Source organism: Amycolatopsis orientalis DSM 40040 = KCTC 9412 (assembly GCF_000478275.1).
GTDB lineage: Bacteria > Actinomycetota > Actinomycetes > Mycobacteriales > Pseudonocardiaceae > Amycolatopsis > Amycolatopsis orientalis.
Window position 1 is genome coordinate 57,185 of record NZ_ASJB01000043.1, and the last position, 17,886, is coordinate 75,070.

General features: G+C 69.9%; 19 protein-coding genes and 1 pseudogene. 7 read left to right on the plus strand and 13 right to left on the minus strand.

Going from position 1 to position 17,886, the window contains the following annotated elements:
* Positions 1–101: 101 nt before the first annotated feature.
* The 3 genes from L324_RS12160 to L324_RS12170 all read left to right on the plus strand — a co-directional run bounded on the left by L324_RS12160 (position 102) and on the right by L324_RS12170 (position 1,815).
* Positions 102–920: an NBR1-Ig-like domain-containing protein gene (locus L324_RS12160; RefSeq protein ID WP_037306495.1), complete on the plus strand. Its 819-nt coding sequence runs from the start codon at positions 102–104 to the stop codon at positions 918–920.
* Positions 921–1,099: 179 nt separating this feature from the next.
* Positions 1,100–1,441 carry a hypothetical protein gene (locus L324_RS12165; RefSeq protein ID WP_037306496.1) on the plus strand — a complete coding sequence of 114 codons (342 nt, stop codon included), beginning with the start codon at positions 1,100–1,102 and terminating at the stop codon, positions 1,439–1,441.
* Complete coding sequence (locus L324_RS12170) at positions 1,438–1,815, plus strand: hypothetical protein (RefSeq protein ID WP_037306497.1); 378 nt, start codon at positions 1,438–1,440, stop codon at positions 1,813–1,815. Before L324_RS12165 ends, L324_RS12170 begins: the two co-directional genes overlap by 4 nt.
* A 67-nt stretch (positions 1,816–1,882) precedes the next feature.
* On the opposite strand, the gene L324_RS12175 is transcribed toward L324_RS12170, so the two are convergent.
* From L324_RS12175 to L324_RS12185, 3 genes are all read right to left on the minus strand, one after another.
* On the minus strand, positions 1,883–3,394 hold the full coding sequence (locus L324_RS12175) for an ATP-dependent DNA ligase (protein WP_037306498.1): 1,512 nt from the start codon (positions 3,392–3,394) through the stop codon (positions 1,883–1,885).
* 268 nt (positions 3,395–3,662) lie between these two features.
* Entirely contained in the window at positions 3,663–4,505 is an 843-nt protein-coding gene (locus tag L324_RS12180) for a helix-turn-helix transcriptional regulator (protein WP_037306499.1), read from the minus strand.
* 49 nt (positions 4,506–4,554) lie between these two features.
* Entirely contained in the window at positions 4,555–5,310 is a 756-nt protein-coding gene (locus L324_RS12185; RefSeq protein ID WP_051173867.1) for a hypothetical protein, read from the minus strand.
* Positions 5,311–5,419: 109 nt separating this feature from the next.
* On the opposite strand from L324_RS12185, the pseudogene L324_RS12195 reads away from it, so the two are divergent.
* Positions 5,420–6,250 (plus strand): annotated as a pseudogene (locus tag L324_RS12195) (DMT family transporter); the annotation flags it as partial.
* Here L324_RS12195 and L324_RS44125 read toward each other — a convergent pair.
* Entirely contained in the window at positions 6,248–6,709 is a 462-nt protein-coding gene (locus tag L324_RS44125) for an SRPBCC family protein (RefSeq protein WP_369094793.1), read from the minus strand. The pseudogene L324_RS12195 and the gene L324_RS44125 overlap by 3 nt on opposite strands.
* 44 nt (positions 6,710–6,753) lie before the next feature.
* Between L324_RS44125 and L324_RS12200 the strand changes: the two genes are divergently transcribed.
* Complete coding sequence (locus L324_RS12200) at positions 6,754–7,335, plus strand: TetR/AcrR family transcriptional regulator (RefSeq protein ID WP_037306503.1); 582 nt, start codon at positions 6,754–6,756, stop codon at positions 7,333–7,335.
* Here L324_RS12200 and L324_RS12205 read toward each other — a convergent pair.
* Positions 7,332–8,729, minus strand: a complete 1,398-nt coding sequence (locus L324_RS12205) for a class II fumarate hydratase (protein ID WP_037306504.1) — start codon at positions 8,727–8,729, stop codon at positions 7,332–7,334. The two genes, L324_RS12200 and L324_RS12205, sit on opposite strands and share 4 nt — an antisense overlap.
* 113 nt (positions 8,730–8,842) lie before the next feature.
* Between L324_RS12205 and L324_RS12210 the strand changes: the two genes are divergently transcribed.
* A complete protein-coding gene (locus L324_RS12210; protein WP_037306505.1) occupies positions 8,843–9,832 on the plus strand; it encodes an NAD(P)/FAD-dependent oxidoreductase in 990 nt (329 codons plus the stop codon).
* A gap of 100 nt (positions 9,833–9,932) precedes the next feature.
* Here the strand turns inward: L324_RS12210 and L324_RS12215 are convergent, their stop codons facing one another.
* The 6 genes from L324_RS12215 to L324_RS12240 all read right to left on the minus strand — a co-directional run bounded on the left by L324_RS12215 (position 9,933) and on the right by L324_RS12240 (position 14,430).
* Positions 9,933–10,712 (minus strand): S1 family peptidase, encoded by a 780-nt coding sequence (locus L324_RS12215; protein ID WP_037306506.1) that lies wholly within the window; start codon positions 10,710–10,712, stop codon positions 9,933–9,935.
* Between the two features lie 9 nt (positions 10,713–10,721).
* The gene (gene glpX / locus L324_RS12220) at positions 10,722–11,792 is read right to left on the minus strand and encodes a class II fructose-bisphosphatase (RefSeq protein WP_037306507.1); all 1,071 of its coding nucleotides are present in this window, start codon (positions 11,790–11,792) and stop codon (positions 10,722–10,724) included.
* Between the two features lie 85 nt (positions 11,793–11,877).
* Positions 11,878–12,111: an exodeoxyribonuclease VII small subunit gene (locus tag L324_RS12225; RefSeq protein WP_037306508.1), complete on the minus strand. Its 234-nt coding sequence runs from the start codon at positions 12,109–12,111 to the stop codon at positions 11,878–11,880.
* Positions 12,108–12,509, minus strand: coding sequence for a hypothetical protein (locus L324_RS12230; RefSeq protein WP_037306509.1), 402 nt, complete (start codon positions 12,507–12,509; stop codon positions 12,108–12,110). The genes L324_RS12225 and L324_RS12230 overlap by 4 nt, the downstream gene beginning before the upstream one ends.
* Positions 12,506–13,771: an exodeoxyribonuclease VII large subunit gene (xseA, locus tag L324_RS12235; protein WP_037306510.1), complete on the minus strand. Its 1,266-nt coding sequence runs from the start codon at positions 13,769–13,771 to the stop codon at positions 12,506–12,508. The genes L324_RS12230 and xseA overlap by 4 nt, the downstream gene beginning before the upstream one ends.
* Positions 13,768–14,430: a lipid droplet-associated protein gene (locus tag L324_RS12240; protein WP_037306512.1), complete on the minus strand. Its 663-nt coding sequence runs from the start codon at positions 14,428–14,430 to the stop codon at positions 13,768–13,770. The genes xseA and L324_RS12240 overlap by 4 nt, the downstream gene beginning before the upstream one ends.
* A gap of 152 nt (positions 14,431–14,582) precedes the next feature.
* Between L324_RS12240 and L324_RS12245 the strand changes: the two genes are divergently transcribed.
* Complete coding sequence (locus L324_RS12245; protein ID WP_037306513.1) at positions 14,583–15,596, plus strand: 4-hydroxy-3-methylbut-2-enyl diphosphate reductase; 1,014 nt, start codon at positions 14,583–14,585, stop codon at positions 15,594–15,596.
* Between the two features lie 101 nt (positions 15,597–15,697).
* On the opposite strand, the gene L324_RS12250 is transcribed toward L324_RS12245, so the two are convergent.
* Both L324_RS12250 and rmuC read right to left on the minus strand, forming a co-directional pair.
* Positions 15,698–16,564: a DUF6542 domain-containing protein gene (locus L324_RS12250; protein WP_037306514.1), complete on the minus strand. Its 867-nt coding sequence runs from the start codon at positions 16,562–16,564 to the stop codon at positions 15,698–15,700.
* A 246-nt stretch (positions 16,565–16,810) separates the two neighbouring features.
* Positions 16,811–17,725 (minus strand): DNA recombination protein RmuC, encoded by a 915-nt coding sequence (gene rmuC, locus L324_RS12255; protein ID WP_037306517.1) that lies wholly within the window; start codon positions 17,723–17,725, stop codon positions 16,811–16,813.
* Positions 17,726–17,886: the final 161 nt, after the last annotated feature.

The window sequence follows — 17,886 nt, forward strand, 5'->3', positions numbered from 1 at the left end:
GGTGACCGGGTGCGAACGTCCCGTCACCACCGCAAGTCGCCACTCGATCGGGGCGGGACGCCGCCGGGGAATCCCGCTCGACGGGTCATATCGTGGAGGCGATGGACGTCGAGCGGGAGCCGGGGCGCCGCGGGCGGGTCGCCCGGGGACCGGCGGAGGACAGCGGGCCCGTCGCCGGGTTCGCGCGGCGGCTCTGGGAACTCAAACGGGCTGCGGGCGACCCTTCCTACGACCGGATGCGCGACGAGTACGGCGCGCTCGCTTCGAAGTCCGCGCTTTCCGCCGCCGCGCGCGGACGGCATCTGCCCAGCTGGGAGACGTCCTGGGAGTTCGTGCGCGTGCTCGCCGTCGGGGTGCTGGGCGGTGACGAGGACGAGGTCCGCCACAGCTGGCGCGGTGAATGGGAACGCGCACGTGACGCGCTGACCGCCGGTCCCGCGCCCGAACCCGCTCCCGCACGTGCGCGGCGGACGGCGTTCGTGCTCGCGGGGGCCGTGGCGCTGGTACTCGTGGCGGCGCTGGTGCTGGTCTTCGTCAATCCCTTCGGGCCCGCGTCGCCCTCGGCTCCCGTCGGCGACGCGTCCGAATTCGTCGCCGACGTGACCGTGCCCGACGGCAGCGAGGTGCGGGCCGGGTCGGCGTTCGTGAAGACGTGGGAACTGCGCAACGCGGGAACGGTCGGATGGGTCGGCCGCTATCTCGTCCGTGCCGGTTCGTTCGGCAATCCGGGCGAATGCGTCACGCCCGAACGCGTGCCGGTTCCGCAGACGGCGCCCGGCGAGCATGTGCGGGTCTCGGTCGACGTCCGCGCGCCCGAGAACCCCGGGCATTGCCAGGTCTATTGGAAGATGGCGGACGAGCAGGGCCACATCCTGCTGCCGCAGGCTCGCGCGGTGTACTTCTCGGTCCGCGTCATTTGACCATCCGGCCCGATGGCCAAAGCGCTGACCTGCGTGGACGTTCTTTTAATGGCCATGGCCATTTCCTGGTCGCGATTCGCTTCCCGAGTGATCGCGGACGCCCTTAACGTCATCGGCGTCCGGAATTCCGGATGGGGATTTTCCGAAACACTCTCACATAAATTGCGGAAAGGGAATCCATGCGTCCGTACGTCAAGGTCGCCGCGTTGGCCGGGGCAGCGCTCACCGTCGCGCTCCTGCCGGTGACCGCCGCGCAGGCGGCGCCGTCGTCCGCCTCGGGCAGTGATCCGATCATTACCTGTGAATCCGGCTATCACGGCTGGATGCGCCGGGCCGGGAAGGACGCGATCTGCCTGAAGCCGGGCACGCGTACCTGGGACGTCAAGGTCTTCGAATGCGCCGGGGATCTGACCGTCCACTTCAAGAACGGCCAGAAGGCCTACTGCGGCGGGAACATGAAGATCGGCCTCGACCTCGCCGTCCAGTCCAATGTCGTCAAGACCGTTGTGGGGAACCGATGAAGAAGAAGCTGTTCGCCGTCGTCCCGGTCGCCCTGGCGGGCACCCTGCTGATGGCACCGTCTGCTTCGGCGGCGTCGAAGGTCTGTGAGGGCGGGCCGCTGATGGGCGCGTCGACCAAGGTCGTCGAGGTGAGCGCGGGGCAGAACATCGACATCACCGTGCACAACCACGACTACCGGGGCATGCTCGTCCAGATCATCGACGACGTCTTCGACAAGGGCATCTGGAGCGGGGCCATCGCGCCCGGCAAGGAGCGCACGGTGAAGCACGGCGTGCTCGGGGAGCCGCCGGTCTATCACAAGATCCGGTTCGAGCTGACCTCCAACCTCTCGAACAACTACACGTACCGGATCTCCTCGGACCGCTGCTACTGATGCGTTTCGTCCTCTGAATGCGGTACTTGCGCGCGCAAGGAACGCATTCAGAGGACTAAATGCGGCTTTAAGGCTTGAGGAGGCCCCGGACGGTGTCGATCGTGTCGGCGTCGGCGGCCTCCTTGTCGGGCCGGTACCGCACGACGCGGGCGAACCGCAGCGCCAGCCCGCCCGGATACCGGGTGCTCACCTGGGCCCCGTCGAGTTCGATCTCGACGACGATCTCCGGCCGGACGTGCACCACCCAGTCCGTGCGGTGCGTCTCGATCTCCTGGAACGTCTTCGTCTGCCAGGCCAACAGCTCGTCGGTCATCCCCTTGAACGTCTTGCCGACCATGATCGGCGGCCCGCCGTCGGGGTCACGCGCGCCGAGATGCAGATTCGACAGCGTGCCGGTGCGCCTGCCGTGTCCCCATTCCGCGGCGAGCACGACCAGGTCGATCGTGTGCACCGGCTTCACCTTGAGCCACGCCCGCCCACGACGGCCCGCCGCGTACGGCGACGCGAGGTCCTTGACCATCACGCCCTCGTGCCCGGCGGCCATCGCCGCTTCCAGCACCCCTTCGGCCGAGGCGGGCGCGATCTCGCCGGGGATGACGTGCTCCCCGGCGACCTTGCGCAGGGCCTCGTTCCGTTCGGACAGCGGCGCGTCCAGCAGGTCGACGCCGTCGAGATGCAGGCAGTCGAAGAAGTACGGCCGCAGCAGCAACGCCTTGACCTGCTCCTCGCGCGTGCTGCCGAACCGGCTCATCGTCTCCTGGAACGGCCTCGGCCTGCCCTCGTCGGTCAGTGCCAGCGTCTCGCCGTCGAGCACCACCGACGTGCAGGGCAGCGAGCGCACGAGTTCCACCAGCTCGCCGACGCTGCCGGTGATCTCCCGCAGTGTCCTGGTGTAGACGTGCACCTCGTCGCCGTCGCGGTGGACCTGGATCCGCGCGCCGTCCATCTTGTACTCGACCAGCGCCTCGGCGTGTTCGGTGATCGCCTCGTCCAGCGACTCCGCCGGCGACGCCAGCATCGGCCGGATGGGCCTGCCTAAGGCCAGCTTGAACTCCGCCAGCCGCTCCTTGCCGCCCGTCATCGCCGCCAGGCCCGTCACCGGGAGCTGCCCGGACAACATGAACGCCCGCCGGACGTCTTCGGCCGGGATCTCCGACGCCGCCGCGATGGCGTCGACCATGATCCCTTCGAGCGCGCCCTGCCGCAGCTCACCGGTGAGCAGCCGGAACAGGAACTCCTGCTCGGCCTTGGTCAGCTTGGTGAACAGCGCCCGCAACGTCTCCGCGCGCAGCTTCACCGAGCCCGAACCGGACGCCGCCCCCACCGTGCCGAGTGCCGTGTCGACCTCCGCCACGGTCAACGACGGCTCGGCGGCCGGAGCCGCGTTCAGCTCGGCCAGCGTCCGCCAGCCGGTGCCTATCCGGCCTTGCGTCGGCTGCCCGGTGAGGAACGCGACCACCGCGGGAAGCTCCAGCTCGTCGGCGGCGCGCAGCAGCGCGGCCAGGGTGGCGATCTTCGCCTTCCTGGACCTCGTGGCGGCCAGTTCGGCCGACGCGGTCACCACCGCGGTGAGCAACATGGGTCCATCATGACCCGGGGCACCGACAGTTTCGCGGTGAAGCCGGGCCGGGCGGGTGGTGATCGGGTCGGCGGCTTCAAGGACTTCGGGAAGGTGTGAAGGTCGAGTTTCCTCGGCTGAGCCGCGTGAAGGGGACCTTCACGCGCCGCCGTTGCGCCTGGTGGTGCTGCTGAGGCTCGTGATGGCCTTCCGGAACGGGTGAGGGGAACTTTGAGGGACTCTGAGTCCCTCAAGGAGTCCTTCACGGCCTCCCGCTGGAAAAGGGCGGTCAGGCGTGTGCGGGATCGGCGACCCAGCTCGCGAGCAGGCCGAGCGCCCGTTCGCTGTCGGAGCCGGGCTCGGCGGTGTAGATCACCAGGGCCTGGTCCGGATCGTCCGGCAGCCGCAGCGTCTCGTAGCGCAGCCGGAGTTCACCCACGATCGGATTGATCATCACCTTCCACGCGTGCGCCTTCTCGCGCACGGTGTGCTTGGCCCACAGTTTCCGGAACTCCTCGCTGCCCAGGGAAAGTTCGCCGACGAGCTGCGCGAGGTACGGGTCGTCCGGGTACTTCCCACTCTCGGAGCGCAGGTTCGCCACGACTTCCTTCGCCACGGTCTCCCACTCCGGATGCATTTCCCGCGCGTTCTCGTCGAGGAAGAACATCTTCGGGATGTTGCGCTCGCCGGGGGCGCTGGCGGCGAAGTCGAACGACAGCGCCCCGCCGAGCGAATTCCAGGCCAGCACGTCCAGATAGCGGCCGAAGACGAACGCGGGTGCGTGGAGGGCGTTCAGCATCGTCCGCAGTTCCGGCCGGACGCGCTGTGCCCGCGGCCGCGCGAGGCGTTTGCGTTTCGGCGCGGCCAGGTTGCGAAGGTAGGTCTCCTCGTCGCGGTGCAGCCGAAGCGCCCGGCTCAGCGACTCGAGGACCGAATCGGAGACGTTGCGCGCCCGGCCCTGTTCGAGCCGCGTGTAGTAGTCGACGCTGATCCCGGCCAGCTGCGCCAGCTCCTCGCGGCGCAGCCCGGCGACCCGCCGCTGGTTGAACCCCGTCGGCAGACCGAGGTCGGCCGGGTCCAGCGCGGCCCGGCGTGCCTTGAGGAATTCGCCCAGTTCGGCCGTGTCGGTCATGCCGTCGAGTATCCCGGACGCCGCGGGCGCGTGCCTGGTCCTGCCAGACCTACCCCTGCGGCGGAACGACGAGATCCGCGCAGGACTTCTCGTCGGGCAGGAGCGGCCGGAAGACGACGAGCCAGGTCGTCTCCGCCGTCCGCCACCGCGTCCCGACGGTGGCGGACCTAGCCAGTTTCTCGGCCTCGCGCACGGCTTCTCCTTCGACGACGACGCAGAGACCGCCGTCGACGTGCCGGGTACCGGTGAAGGACGCGAAGGGCCACGGCCGCACATCGGAACTTTCGGGATTCTGAGAGGACGCCCAGGCGATAGCGGCCAGCCGGGTCGGCCGGTAAGTGCCTGCGACCTCAGTGGCGCCCTTCGCGACCTCGGCCAGGTCTTCCCGGAAATCGGCGAGTTCTTCAAGCCTGCCACCGGATTCTGCCTCCGGGGTGGAAGCACGGACCTGATGTCCGCCGTACAGCGTGAAGACGAGCAGATAGCCGTCGATCACGTCGTTGGGCACGTATTCGTCGCGGTCGAGGTCGGCGTCGTAAGCCGCGTCGTAGACGCTTCTCGCCGCCTCGTCGTCCAGGTGCTTCTCGCGGACGACCTGCAAGGCCCCCTCGGATTCACCGGGAACGAGCAGCCTTCCGCCGCCGTAGAGGCTGAATTCGGGCAGCAGCGCGGGTTTCGGGCTCGGCATGCCGACGTGGGTCTTGGCGCGCAAGAGCAGCGTGCCCGGATCCGACGGTGGCGGCGGCCCACCACCGCAGGCGGCCACCAGCACGAACAACGGCACGAAAACGATCCCCAGGCGCATACCCCCGAGACGGAAACCGTGCCGGTTTCGGTTGCGCCGATTTATGGTCCTGTCGTTCCATCGCGATCTGGCCCTGTGCTTCGGGCCAAAACGCCGACATCGTGAAGGCATGGACAGCGAACGAAGAAGTGTGACGATCGGCGTACTGGGGGTGCTGATCGTCGGCGCGTCCGTGCCGGTGACGGGAATGCTCGACGGCTACCCGGTGATCACCGGGCAGGCGCTGCGCTACGCGCTGGCGGGGGTGCTCCTGCTGGGGTGGGCGCGGCTGCTCGGGCGTCCGATGCCGCTGCCCGCCCTGCGCGACGTGCCGTCGCTGATCGCCGTCGCGGCGACCGGGATGATCGGTTTCCAGGCGTGCCTGCTGTTCGCGCAGCGCTACGCCGAACCCGGCCTGGTCGCCGCGTTCCTCGGCGGCACGCCGCTCGTGCTCGCGATCGCCGCCCCGCTGGCGGCGGGGCGGCGGCCGTCGCTCGGCACGGTGACCGGCGCGATCCTCGCCGGACTCGGGATCGCGGTGCTCTCCGGCGGCGGCGCGGCGCGGTGGCAGGGACTGGTGCTGGCGGCGTTGGCGATGGTGTGCGAGGCGCTGTTCACGCTGCTGGCTGTCGGCCTGCTGGACCGGCTCGGGCCGATGGCGACCGCGACCTGGAGCTGCTGCGTCGCGGGCGTCGGCGGCGCCGTGGCGGGCACGATCGCCGATCCGTCCGGCGCGTGGGCGTTGCCGGACGGGCGGGAGCTGATCGCGCTGGGCTACCTGACGATCGTCGTCACGACGCTGGCGTTCGTGCTCTGGTACTCGGCGGTTTCGGTGCTGGGCGCCGACCGGGCGGGGGTCTTGGTCGGGCTGATGCCGGTCGCGGGGCTCGTCGTCTCCTTGGCGCTGGGGATGCAGGATTTCCGTTTCTCCCAGCTGATCGGGGTCGCGCTGGTGTCTTCAGGCGTCGTGATCGGCCTGCGCCGCCGCGAGATCGGTGAGCCGGGCGCACTTGACGTCGAAATGCTTCACGACGTCACCACCGATGACCGCGACCATGACCGCGCGCAACGGCCCGGAGAGCGTGACCTCCTGGACGAACTCCGTCCGGTCGTCGCCGACGGCCGTCAGCCTGAGCGTGATGTCCATGGCGCCGCCGGGAATCGGCTGGCGGACGGCGATCTCGTGGTCCTGGACCAGGGACGTGATCGTGAACGGCTTGGCGACCCGTGAGTGCAGCGGGCCGCGCACGGCTCCGGTCGGTACGAGGAAACCGGTCGATCCCACCTCGGCGGGACCGTGCAGTTCGACGCTGACGAGGTCGGGGTCCCACTCGGGCCAGCGCGTGAAGTCGGCCAGCGGCGCCCAGAGCGCGGACGGCGGACAGGGGAGGATTTCGCGGGAGGTTCTGGTCCAGGTCATCCCCGGACGATATACGGAACTGTCAGTCTCGTAAACTGGGCTCCATGGTGCGAGGCAGGCCGAGGGAAGAAGGAATCGACGACGCGGTCCGCGAGGCCGTGCGGGCGCTGCTGACCGAAACCGGTTACCAGCGCTGCACGATCGACGCCGTCGCGGCGCGGGCGGGGGTCGGCAAGGCCGCGGTCTACCGGCGGTGGCGGTCCAAGGCGGAACTCGTGTTCACCGCGGTGATCCATCCGGAAGACCTCGAACCACCGGAGGACACCGGTTCGCTGCGGGGCGACGTGGCGGCGGTGCTCGCCGTGATCCAGTCCTCTTTGGACGGTGTGGAACTGCGGAAGGCGTTGCCCTCACTGCTCGCCGACGTCCGGGCGGATCCGGTGCTGGAAGAACGGTTCGCGGAGGTCTTCCTTGGGCGTGAACGCGGTTATCTGGTCCAAATGCTGGATCGGGCCGTCGCGAGAGGGGAACTCTCGCGACGGCCCGATCCGGCGCTCGTGCACGCCCTGCTGCTCGGTCCGGTGCTGACCTGGCTGCACCTGTTCACCGAATCAACGCCTTCGGGCGGGTTGGCGGCTTCGCTCGCCTCACCGCTCTACGCGGCCGTTGTCGCTCTTGGCGCTTAACGGCCTCCGCGCGCCATCCGGAGCACGTCGAGCGCTTCGTCCAGCTGGGCCTCGGTGAGCTTGCCGTTCGCGACGTGACCGCGTTCGAGCACGACCTCGCGGATCGTCTTCAGCTCCTTGAGCGCCTGCTTCGCGATGGCGGCGGCCTCTTCGTAGCCGATGTACTTGTTGAGCGGCGTCACGATCGACGGCGAACCTTCGGCGTACTCGCGCGCGCGGTCGGCGTTCACCGTCACACCCGCGAACACCTTGTCCGCCAGCAGCCGCGAAACCGCCGCGAGCAGCCGCGCCGATTCGAGCACGTTGCGCGCGATCACCGGCAGGTTCACGTTGAGCTGGAAGTTGCCCGCCGCGCCGGCGAAGGCGACCGCGGCGTCGTTCCCGATCACCTGGGCGACCACCTGCAGCGTCGCCTCGGGGATCACCGGGTTCACCTTGCCCGGCATGATCGAAGAGCCCGGCTGCAGATCCGGCAGCGCGAGTTCGGCGAGCCCGGTGCGCGGGCCGGAACCCAGCCAGCGCAGGTCGTTCGCGATCTTGTTCAGCGACACGGCGACGGTGCGCAGATGCCCGGAGGTCTCGACGACGCTGTCCTGCGTGGCCTGCGCCTCGAAGTGGTCGCGCGCTTCGGTCAGCGGGAGACCGGTCACCGAAGCCAGTTCCTGCGAAACAGCGGCGCCGAACCCCTCCGGCGCGTTCAGCCCGGAACCGACCGCGGTGCCGCCGATCGGCAGCTCCCCGAGTCGTGGCAGGCCCGAACGCAGCCGCTCGACACCGAACCGGACCTGTGACGCCCACGCGCCCGCCTCCTGGCCGAAGGTGATCGGGACGGCGTCCATCAGATGCGTACGGCCGGACTTCACGATGTCCGCCCACTCGGCCGCGCGGGTCTCGATGGCGGCGGCCAGGTACTCCAGCGCCGGGATGACGTCGGACAGCACGGCTTCCGTCGCGGCGACGTGGATCGTCGTCGGGAAGGTGTCGTTCGAGGACTGCGAGGCGTTGACGTGGTCGTTCGGGTGCACGTCGCGGCCCAGGGCCCTCGACGCGAGCGTCGCGATGACCTCGTTGGCGTTCATGTTCGACGAGGTCCCGGAACCGGTCTGGAACACGTCGATCGGGAAATGCGCGTCGTGCTTGCCCTCGGCGACCTCGTCGGCGGCCTTCGCGATGGCCTCGGCGACGTCGGTGTCCAGCACGCCGAGCTTCGCGTTGACCCGCGCGGCGGCCGCCTTGAGCAGGCCGAGCGCGCGGATCTGGGCGCGCTCCAGGCCCCGGCCGGAGATCGGGAAGTTCTCGACGGCGCGCTGCGTCTGCGCGCGGTAGAGGGCGTCGACGGGGACGCGCACCTCGCCCATGGTGTCGTGTTCGATCCGGAATTCCTGTTCAGCCATGTCTCAAGTTTCGCGCAGGGACACCAGGCGCGCTCCGTGTCTTTCGGCACGCGAGGGCTAGGATCGATTGTGTTCTCGATCACGCCGCCCACCACCGGCCGGGAGAGTGCCGAATGAGCGAGTCCGCTGGGGAAACGTCGTACGACCTCGTCATCATCGGGGCAGGTCCGACCGGTCTTTTCGCCGCCTACTACGCGGGATTCCGCGGTCTTTCGATGGCCGTCGTGGATTCACTGCCGGAGGCGGGCGGGCAGGTCACCGCGATGTACCCCGAAAAGATGATCTACGACGTCGGCGGATTCGCGGAGGTCCGCGGCCGGGACCTGGTGCAGGGCCTGCTCGATCAGGCGGCGCCGTGGAAACCCGGGTATCTGCTCGGGCGCAAGGCCGAAAAACTCGAAAGCGTCGAAGACGGCATCACCATCACGCTCGACGGCGGCCAGGTTCTGCGCGCGGGCGCGGTGCTGATCACCGCCGGGATCGGCGAGTTCACCCCGCGTCCGTTGCCCGCCGGTGACGGCTGGCTCGGCCGCGGCATGGTCCATTTCGTGCCGTCGCTGCAGGCGCACGCCGGTCAGCACGTGGTCGTCGTCGGCGGCGGGGACTCGGCCTTCGACTGGGTGCTCGCCCTGCACCCGGTCGCCGCGAGCGTCACCCTCGTGCACCGGCGCGCGAAGTTCCGCGCGGCCGAATCGATCGTGCGGCAGGTGCGGGAACTCGGCGTGCGGATCATCACCGACGCCGAGGTCACCCGGTTCGTCGACCGCGACGGGAGCCTGGCGGAGGTCGAGGTCCAGGTCAAAGGCGCCGAGCCCGAGGTGCTGCCCGCCGATTCGGTGGTCGCCGCGCTCGGCTTCACCGCCGATCTGGGACCGATCGAAAGCTGGGGGCTGCGGATCGACCACCGCGCGATCGCGGTCGACTCGACCATGGCGACAGCGCGGGAACGCGTCTACGCGGCGGGCGACGTCGCGGCGTATCCGGGAAAGGTGAAGTTGATCGCGACCGGGTTCGGCGAGGCGGCGACGGCGGTCAACAACATCGCGGTGCTGCTGGACCCGGACGCGCATCTTTTCCCCGGTCACTCGAGCAACGCGGAGTAGCGCGCGTAGTCGGGGCTGAAGGACCTTTCCCCGCATGCGACGCGGGGAAGGCGCCCTTCGCCGCGTGAGATGAGGGCAAGGGCCCCTTCAGCCCGTTCTCTCAAGCCGGGGGAGCGGGCACCGGAGGCGCGGTCTTCTCCGCGATCCACTGCGCGTAAGCCACCACCGAAGTCGCGATCGACGGCGAAGTGGCGCAGACCGGGTCGGCGTTGCCCGGACGGCTGATCGTGCCCAGCAGGACCCACTTCTGGTCGACCTTCGCGATCTCCGGCCCACCGGAATCGCCGTAGCACGAGCCCGACTTCCCGTCCGGATTGTCGGTGCACAACTCCACGGCGCCGTCGAATTTCGCGGTGCAGCGCACGCCTTCGACGATCTTCGTGTCCAGTTGCCGCAGTTTCGCCGTGCCCTTGCCGCAGCCCGAGGTCGGGCAGGTCTGGCCCCAGCCGAGCAGCCGCGTCGGCGTCCCCGGCGCGACGATGGCCCCGATCGGGATCGGGGCCGTCTTCACCGGAGCGGCCAGCCGCACCAGGGCGAGATCGCCGCCCGCGTGTTCGGGCGCCGGGTTGTAGGCCGGGTTCACCACGATCTCGGCGAGTTTCGCGATTTCGCCGCCGGTGGTGTTGTCGTTGCTGCCGATCCGTGCGCTCAGATTCGCCGCGTTCTTGCCCTCGACACAGTGCCCGGCCGTCACCAGCCAGTCCGCCGTGATCAGCGCCCCAGCGCAGAAAGCCTTGCCGGAGGCCGAATGCAGTGAAACGACGAACGGATACGGCTCGTCGGCCTCTCTGCCGCCGACGAGGTCGCCCGCGCCCGTGGCCTGCCCGACCGGCGTCAAGACCATCGCCGCCAGCAGGACCACGAGCACGCGCTTCAGCACTGATTCTCCTTAGGGGAGCGGGGGAACGACGTCGTCTTCCAGTGAATCGTCGAGGTGGCCGTCGAAGTTGACGGACGAGTACGAGCGGAGCTTGGTCAGCCGGTGGTAGCCGTCGATCATCCGGACCGTGCCGGACTTCGACCGCATCACGATCGACTGGGTCGTCGCGCCGCCCGCGCGGTAGTGCACGCCGCGCAGCAGGTCGCCGTCGGTGACGCCGGTGGCGCAGAAGAAGACGTTGTCACCGCGGACGAGGTCGTCGTTGCCGAGCACCCGGTCGAGGTCGTGGCCCGCGGCCAGCGCCTTCTCGCGTTCGGCGTCGTCCTTCGGCCACAGACGGCCCTGCAGTTCACCGCCGAGGCACTTCATCGCGCAGGCCGCGATGATGCCTTCCGGGGTACCGCCGATGCCGAGCAGCATGTCGACACCGGTGGTCGGCCGGGCCGCGGCGATCGCGCCGGCGACGTCGCCGTCGGAGATGAAGCGGATCCGGGCGCCCGCGTCACGGACCTCCTTGATCAGCCGCTCGTGGCGCGGCCGGTCGAGGATGCACACGGTGACGTCGGAAACGCTGGAGTTCTTGGCCTTCGCGACCCGGCGGATGTTCTCCGCGACCGGGGCGGCCAGATCGACCTTGCCGGCGGCGTCCGGGCCGACGGCGAGCTTCTCCATGTAGAACACCGCGGACGGGTCGAACATCGCGCCGCGTTCGGCGACGGCGAGCACGGCCAGCGCGTTCGGCATGCCCTTCGCCATCAGGGTCGTGCCGTCGACCGGGTCGACCGCGACGTCGCAGTCCGGCCCGTCGCCGTTGCCGACCTCTTCCCCGTTGAACAGCATCGGGGCTTCGTCCTTCTCGCCCTCGCCGATGACGACCACGCCGCGCATCGACACGGTCGAGACCAGCTGGCGCATCGCGTCCACGGCGGCGCCGTCCCCGCCGATCTTGTCCCCGCGCCCCACCCAGCGGCCCGCGGCCATCGCGGCGGCTTCGGTCACGCGGACCAGTTCCATCGCGAGGTTGCGATCGGGCGCTTCAGGGCGTCGAGAAGAGCCGGCGGACGAGGTGGGGGTGGGCATGAGGCCTCCCGGGTCAGGGAACTCGGCGGGGTCCCAGTCTCTCAGATACCCACGGTCCGGCGGCGACCCGAGAGCATGGTGAACGTCACTGACCGTCGCCGGTCTCTTCCTCCACCGACGACAGCGCGGCCTCGATCCGCTCGCGCGCGCCTTCGAGATGGTGCTCGCAGACCTTCGCCAGCTGCTCGCCCTTCTCCCACAGGGCGAGCGACTGCTCCAGGGACAGCCCGCCCGCTTCCAGCTCGCGGACGACCTCGACCAGCCTGTCGCGGGCCTGCTCGTAGCCGAGTTCGGCGGTCTCGCCACCGGGTTTGCTCACGCTGTGCTTCCTTCTACCGGACGTCGGTGCTTGCCGATACCCGCGCACACTACCGCGCCGGCCATGGCGTTGTCGTAACCCACGAAGGCGAGAGCGAACTCCTGACCGTCACCCTCCGCGATCGCCGCGACGAGGTTCTCCTGGGCCCGCGCCACCCGTTTGCGGTGCCCGGCCCCGTCCGCGAACCACCAACGGGTGCCGACGTGCTCGGCCGTGGCCTCCGACAGTTTGCGCAACCGGGCGTCGAGATCCCGCTTGGTCGAGAACTCGCAGCCCGCCAGCAGCACCGTCCAGCATTCGGCGGCCGCCCGGTCGGTCAGGAGTGCGTGGCGCAGCACCTCGGGGGCGTCCGCGCGCTTCGCGGCATCGACGGTCAAAGGCAGGAAACTCGCCGTCAACGATCCTCCTCCGGTCCGTCCGAGACGACGGCGCCGATCGCGCCGTCGACCACCCGGACGCGCAGTTTCGCGCCGCCCGCGATTTCGGAGACGGACCGGAGTACCTGGAGGTTGCCTTCGGCGTCGGTGTACTGCACCACCGCGTAACCACGTTCGAGGGTCGCCGCCGGGCCGAGCGCGGTCAGCCGCGCGCGGGCGCTGGCGATCTCCGCCTGGTCCTTGGCGAGCAGGGTGAGCATCGCGCGGCGCCCGCGTTCGCGGTGGATCTCGACGTCGTCGGAACGCCGCTGGACCGGGCCGAGCGGGTCGGCGAGCACGGGACGGCTGCGCGTCTGGTTCAGCAGCCTGACCTGCGTGTCCACCCAGCCGTGCAGGGCGCGGCGCCCGCGGTCGCGCATCTGGCGGACCCGCTGGGTCTCCTCGCGGACGTCGGGCACGATCCGCTTGCTGGCATCCGTCGGCGTCGAGCAGCGGAGGTCGGCGACGTGGTCGAGCAGCGGGGTGTCCGGCTCGTGCCCGATGGCGCTGACCACCGGGGTCCCCGCCGCGGACACCGCGCGGCACAACGCCTCGTCGGAGAACGGCAGGAGGTCTTCCACACTGCCGCCGCCCCGCGCGATCACGATGACGTCGACGTCGGGGTCACGGTCCAGTTTGGACAGTGCCTGGAGGATCTGCGGTACCGCGAGCGAACCCTGCACGGCGGTGTTGATCACCTTGAACGCGACATGCGGCCAGCGGGCCTGCGCGTTCACCAGCACGTCGCGCTCGGCGGCGGACGCGCGGCCGGTGATCAGGCCGATCCCCTTGGGCAGGAACGGGAGTTTGCGCTTGCGCTCGGGCGCGAACAGGCCTTCGGCGGCCAGCAGCCGTCGCAGCCGCTCGATCCGCGCGAGCAGTTCGCCGATGCCGACCGCGCGGATCTCGTTGGCGCGCAGGCTCAGCGAACCGCGGTTCATGAAGAACGTCGGTTTCGCGTGCACCACGACGCTCGCGCCCTCGCGCAGCGGCGGTTCGATCGTGCGCAGCAGGCCCATCGGGCAGGTCACCGACATCGAGACGTCCGCCGACGGATCGCGCAGCGTCAGGAAGGCGGTGTTGGTGCCCGGCCGGGCCGAGATCTGCGTGACCTGGCCTTCCACCCAGACCGCGCCGAGCCGGTTGATCCATTCGCCGACCTTGCGGGCGACCGTGCGGACCGGCCACGGGTTCTCGGCGGTGGTGGACGGACCCGCCGTGGCGGAGGCAGGTTCGGCGCTCACTGGCCTTCCGCGCTGTCGCTGTCGCCGTCGGCCTTCTTCACGTTCCCGATACGGCGCGCGAGCATGCCGACGAACGACGCCCTGTCCGCGTTCGCGCGTTCGTAGGCCAGCAGTTCCTCCAGCTGGGCCAGGTCGAACCGGCGCAGGCGGGCCCTCAGTTGCGGCAGGGTGAGCGTGTCGTAGTCGCTCAGCCCGGCGGGGCCGGAGGTGACGGGCGCGCCCACGCTGTCGAACTCGCCGTCGGCGTGGTCCTCGGCGAGCGCGCGCTCCTCCTCGGCCCAGGGGTCTTCGGTGAGTGCTTCGAGGTCGTGAAGGCGGCCGTTGGTCTCGGCGCGCGGCTCGGGGACCTCGGCGTCCTCGTGCAGCGGGATCACGCACGAGTCGCGTTCGTAGCGGCGTTCGCCGAGGTCGGGCGGCAGGTCCTCGTCGAAGGTCGCCCAGCTGGGCGTGTCCTCGACCGGCCGGAGGCCCGACAGCGCGTCGTCGCCCTTGATCGCGAGCTCGGTGACGTGCTGCTGCACACGCATGGAGAACTGGAGCACCTGGCTGACCACCGTGACGGGGAGCCCGGTGAGCTGCTTGGGAAGTTCGCGAACCCGCTCGGCGGTGGTGACGGCGAGGCCCGCGGCGACCCGGAGGGGGAGCGGGAGAGGCTTCATACGTCTAGCCTGCCGTATCTGGTCCATCCTGCCCAACCGAACGGGTGGGTCGGCTCACAGGACGTGACTCCACGCACATACTTTAGAGGGGTTCGCAGGTCACCTGAACGTGAGTGCGAGGTGCCCCCGGGGCAGCCCGTACCCTGGGGGTCATGAGTTCTGCGAGTCCCGGAATCACGCCAGCCGGCAGTCCGACGATCACCGAGTCCGGTGTGCCGGCAGGTGGCAAACGTGTCCTGCTCGCGAAGCCTCGCGGCTATTGCGCCGGTGTCGACCGCGCGGTCATCGCCGTCGAAAAGGCACTCGAGCTCTACGGCGCGCCGGTGTACGTGCGCAAGGAGATCGTGCACAACCGGCATGTCGTGGAGACCCTGCGCGAACGCGGGGTGATCTTCGTCGACGAGACCTCCGAGGTGCCGGAAGGCGCGCTGGTGGTGTTCTCCGCGCACGGCGTCTCGCCCGCGGTGCACGCCGAGGCGGCCGAGCGCAACCTGCGGACCATCGACGCGACCTGCCCCCTTGTGACGAAGGTGCACAAGGAGGTCAACCGGTTCGCGAAGGACGACTACGACATCCTGCTGATCGGTCACGAAGGCCACGAAGAGGTCGAAGGCACCGCCGGCGAGGCTCCCGACAAGGTGCAGCTCGTCGACACCGCCGAGGACGTCGACAAGGTCGAGGTCCGCGACCCCTCGAAGGTCATCTGGCTTTCGCAGACCACCCTTTCGGTTGACGAAACCATGGAGCGCGTCGATCAGCTGCGGGACAGGTTCCCCGGCTTGGCCGACCCGCCCAGCGATGACATCTGCTACGCCACCACGAACCGCCAGGTCGCGGTCAAGGCCATGGCCGCCGAATGCGACCTGGTGCTGGTGGTCGGCTCGACGAACTCGTCCAACTCGAAGCGGCTGGTCGAGGTCGCGCTGAAGGCGGGGGCGCGCGCGTCGCACCTGGTCGACTTCGCGCACGAAGTCGACGAAGCGTGGCTCGAAGGCGTCGAGACCGTCGGTGTCACGAGCGGTGCTTCGGTGCCGGAGGTCCTGGTCATGGACCTGCTGGCGTGGCTGGCCGAGCGGGGCTGGGACAACGTCGACGAGGTCACCACGGCGAACGAGAAGATCGCGTTCGCGCTGCCGCACGAGCTGCGGAAGGCCGCCAAGGCCTGAGTCCCCGATACGAAAAGGGCCGTTCGAGGAACTTCCTCGAACGGCCCTTTCTTCGACTTAAGCGCTGGTCAGCGGCTCAGACGAGAGCAAAGGTCCCTTGCTCACCGCTCGTCGTCCCAGGGGCGGGAGCGGCGGGGCGGCTGGCCACCGCGGCGCGGATCGTCCGCCCGCGGCGGGCGGCGGCGCGGGGCACCGGGAGCGCTTTCGCCACGGGGGTCGCGTCGGCGGGGTTCGCCGTCTTCGGGCGGCCGCGGCCGCCGGGGCTGACGTCCCGGGGGCGGCGGTTTGCGGGCGCCGGGTTCGGCGTCGCGGCGAGGACGGCGTTCGTCGTCGACGGGACGGCGGCGCGGCGGCGCGTCGTCCCTCGGCGCACCCCGGCGCGAGGGCGGGGGCGGGGTCTGGCCGGTCCGGGCGGGCGGACGGCCCCGGCCCGCGGCGGGCTTGACCGGCGGCTTGCCTTCGTCGCGGCGTTCCGGCTTCGCGCCGGACTTCAGCTTCACCGGGGCGTCGGGATCGCGTTCGCGGTAGATCCGGAAGATGCCGATCGCCAGGGTGACTCCGGTGGTGATGGCCATCGTCGGGAAGCCGTTGATCAGCGGCTGGCCGACGTCGAAGGCTCTCGAAAGCAGGTCCGTGCCCTTGCTGCCGTCCGAGGTCAGGAGGATGACCCCCGGGACGGTCACGGCGAGGACCAGGGGCGGCTGCACCATCGGGCCGAACAGCCCGCGGCGCTGGACGGCCACCACGGCGGCCACCGCGCCGAGCGCGTAGCACGCCTTGAACAGCAGGCCCAGGTCCTTCTGCATCATCATGTCGACGAAGGCGCCAAGGATGGCGAGCCCGAAGCCCACCAGGACGGCCGCCCACCAGGGCAGCCCACGCCTGGCGCCGACGAGGGGACGCTCGTCCCAGGCAACGGGAACGTCGTCGGCATCAGGATCGCTCTGGCGATCGCGAATCGCGGTCACAGGCCCCACCGTATATCCAAGCTGTGGACATACCGCCAACAGGCGGTATGTCTATCGCCTGGTAGTGGTCATTCCGGACCACCCGGACGGACTGCCCGGGCATCTCCTGGAGGAAGTACGGGCGGGGCCGCGACAAGGTTGTCAGGCGAGCCGAAACGGAGCCTCCGGTTCCGTAACCGCAGGTGGCGAAGGCTCTGCCTGGGTCGCCTCGTGAGTGGTAATGACGGTTCTAACCGTCATTACCACTCACGAGGCGGGGAGTTCGTCAGCTTTCCTGATGAGCGGCACCGGCGCCGGGCTGCCCGCCGCGTCCGTCAGCGGGGAGACCGTGCTCCGGAAACTTTCGAGTGCCTCCAGTTCGCGTCGCCGTGCCGAGATGAAGCGCTGCAGGTGGGTGCTCGACAGGTTCAGCGCGTCGACGGCGTTGCCCGCGGCCCGGTGCGCGGCCGCGGCACCCGCCCGGACCTGCTCGACGTCCTCGACCAGTGCCCGCTCGGTCGCCGCGAACAGCGCGGCGGACGCCAGTACGGCGAAACCGGTCGGCCCGCAGAGGAAGACCCGCCGGTCCAGCATCCAGCGCAGCAGCTCCGGATCGGTGTCCAGCGCGGCCACCACGGCTGCGTCGGAGGGGACGAACATGATCGTCCCGTAGATCGCGTCCGCCCAGCGCTGGTAGCCCTTGCCCGCCAGTTCGGCCGCTCGCGACCGCAGTTGCCGGACGTGGACGCGCAGCGCGTCGAGCCGCTCTTCGGGGTCGTTGGTCTCGACCGCTTCGGCCCAGCAGGCCATGCTCGCCTTGGCGTCGACCGGCACCGTCCGCCCGCCGCCGACCCGCAGCACCATGTCCGGTTTCGCCGCGCCGCCGCCCGCCAGGTCCGTTTGCAGGGTGAAGTGCAGCTCCTCGCGGAGCCCGAGCGCGCGGGCGGTCTCCAGGAGCACCTGTTCGCCCAGTTCACCGCGGCCGCTGATCGAGGCGAACGCCACTTCGTACCGGCGCAGCGCGAGCTGCTGCTGATCCAGCTTCGACCGTTCGGCGGCGACCAGTTTCGCCGCCGCGTCGGCCCGCCGCATGCCGTCGTTGTACAGCCGCCACAGCAGCGCGACGGCCACGAGCAGCAGCAACGCGAGCACGACGGCCGCGGTGGTGATCACCGTCGCCACCGGTACCTCCCCTCCCGATCCGAGTCGGGGGACATCATGGCGGAACCCACCGACAAAAACGGAGCGGCGCGGTCGCGCTCCGTATCTGACCTGCGCCGTCCCCGGCGTGTCGGAAACCTCGGCCGCACCAAGGGCGCGCCTCCGCTCTCCGGCCGGTGCGC

Excerpts from the sequence above, each read along its gene's own strand:
- L324_RS12160 (WP_037306495.1), top strand. The coding sequence starts at position 102 with ATGGACGTCGAGCGGGAGCCGGGGCGCCGCGGGCGGGTCGCCCGGGGA.
- L324_RS12165 (WP_037306496.1), top strand. The coding sequence starts at position 1,100 with ATGCGTCCGTACGTCAAGGTCGCCGCGTTGGCCGGGGCAGCGCTCACC.
- L324_RS12170 (WP_037306497.1), top strand. The coding sequence starts at position 1,438 with ATGAAGAAGAAGCTGTTCGCCGTCGTCCCGGTCGCCCTGGCGGGCACC.
- L324_RS12175 (WP_037306498.1), bottom strand. The coding sequence starts at position 3,394 with ATGTTGCTCACCGCGGTGGTGACCGCGTCGGCCGAACTGGCCGCCACG.
- L324_RS12180 (WP_037306499.1), bottom strand. The coding sequence starts at position 4,505 with ATGACCGACACGGCCGAACTGGGCGAATTCCTCAAGGCACGCCGGGCC.
- L324_RS12185 (WP_051173867.1), bottom strand. The coding sequence starts at position 5,310 with ATGCGCCTGGGGATCGTTTTCGTGCCGTTGTTCGTGCTGGTGGCCGCC.
- L324_RS44125 (WP_369094793.1), bottom strand. The coding sequence starts at position 6,709 with ATGACCTGGACCAGAACCTCCCGCGAAATCCTCCCCTGTCCGCCGTCC.
- L324_RS12200 (WP_037306503.1), top strand. The coding sequence starts at position 6,754 with ATGGTGCGAGGCAGGCCGAGGGAAGAAGGAATCGACGACGCGGTCCGC.
- L324_RS12205 (WP_037306504.1), bottom strand. The coding sequence starts at position 8,729 with ATGGCTGAACAGGAATTCCGGATCGAACACGACACCATGGGCGAGGTG.
- L324_RS12210 (WP_037306505.1), top strand. The coding sequence starts at position 8,843 with ATGAGCGAGTCCGCTGGGGAAACGTCGTACGACCTCGTCATCATCGGG.
- glpX (WP_037306507.1), bottom strand. The coding sequence starts at position 11,792 with ATGCCCACCCCCACCTCGTCCGCCGGCTCTTCTCGACGCCCTGAAGCG.
- L324_RS12240 (WP_037306512.1), bottom strand. The coding sequence starts at position 14,430 with ATGAAGCCTCTCCCGCTCCCCCTCCGGGTCGCCGCGGGCCTCGCCGTC.
- L324_RS12245 (WP_037306513.1), top strand. The coding sequence starts at position 14,583 with ATGAGTTCTGCGAGTCCCGGAATCACGCCAGCCGGCAGTCCGACGATC.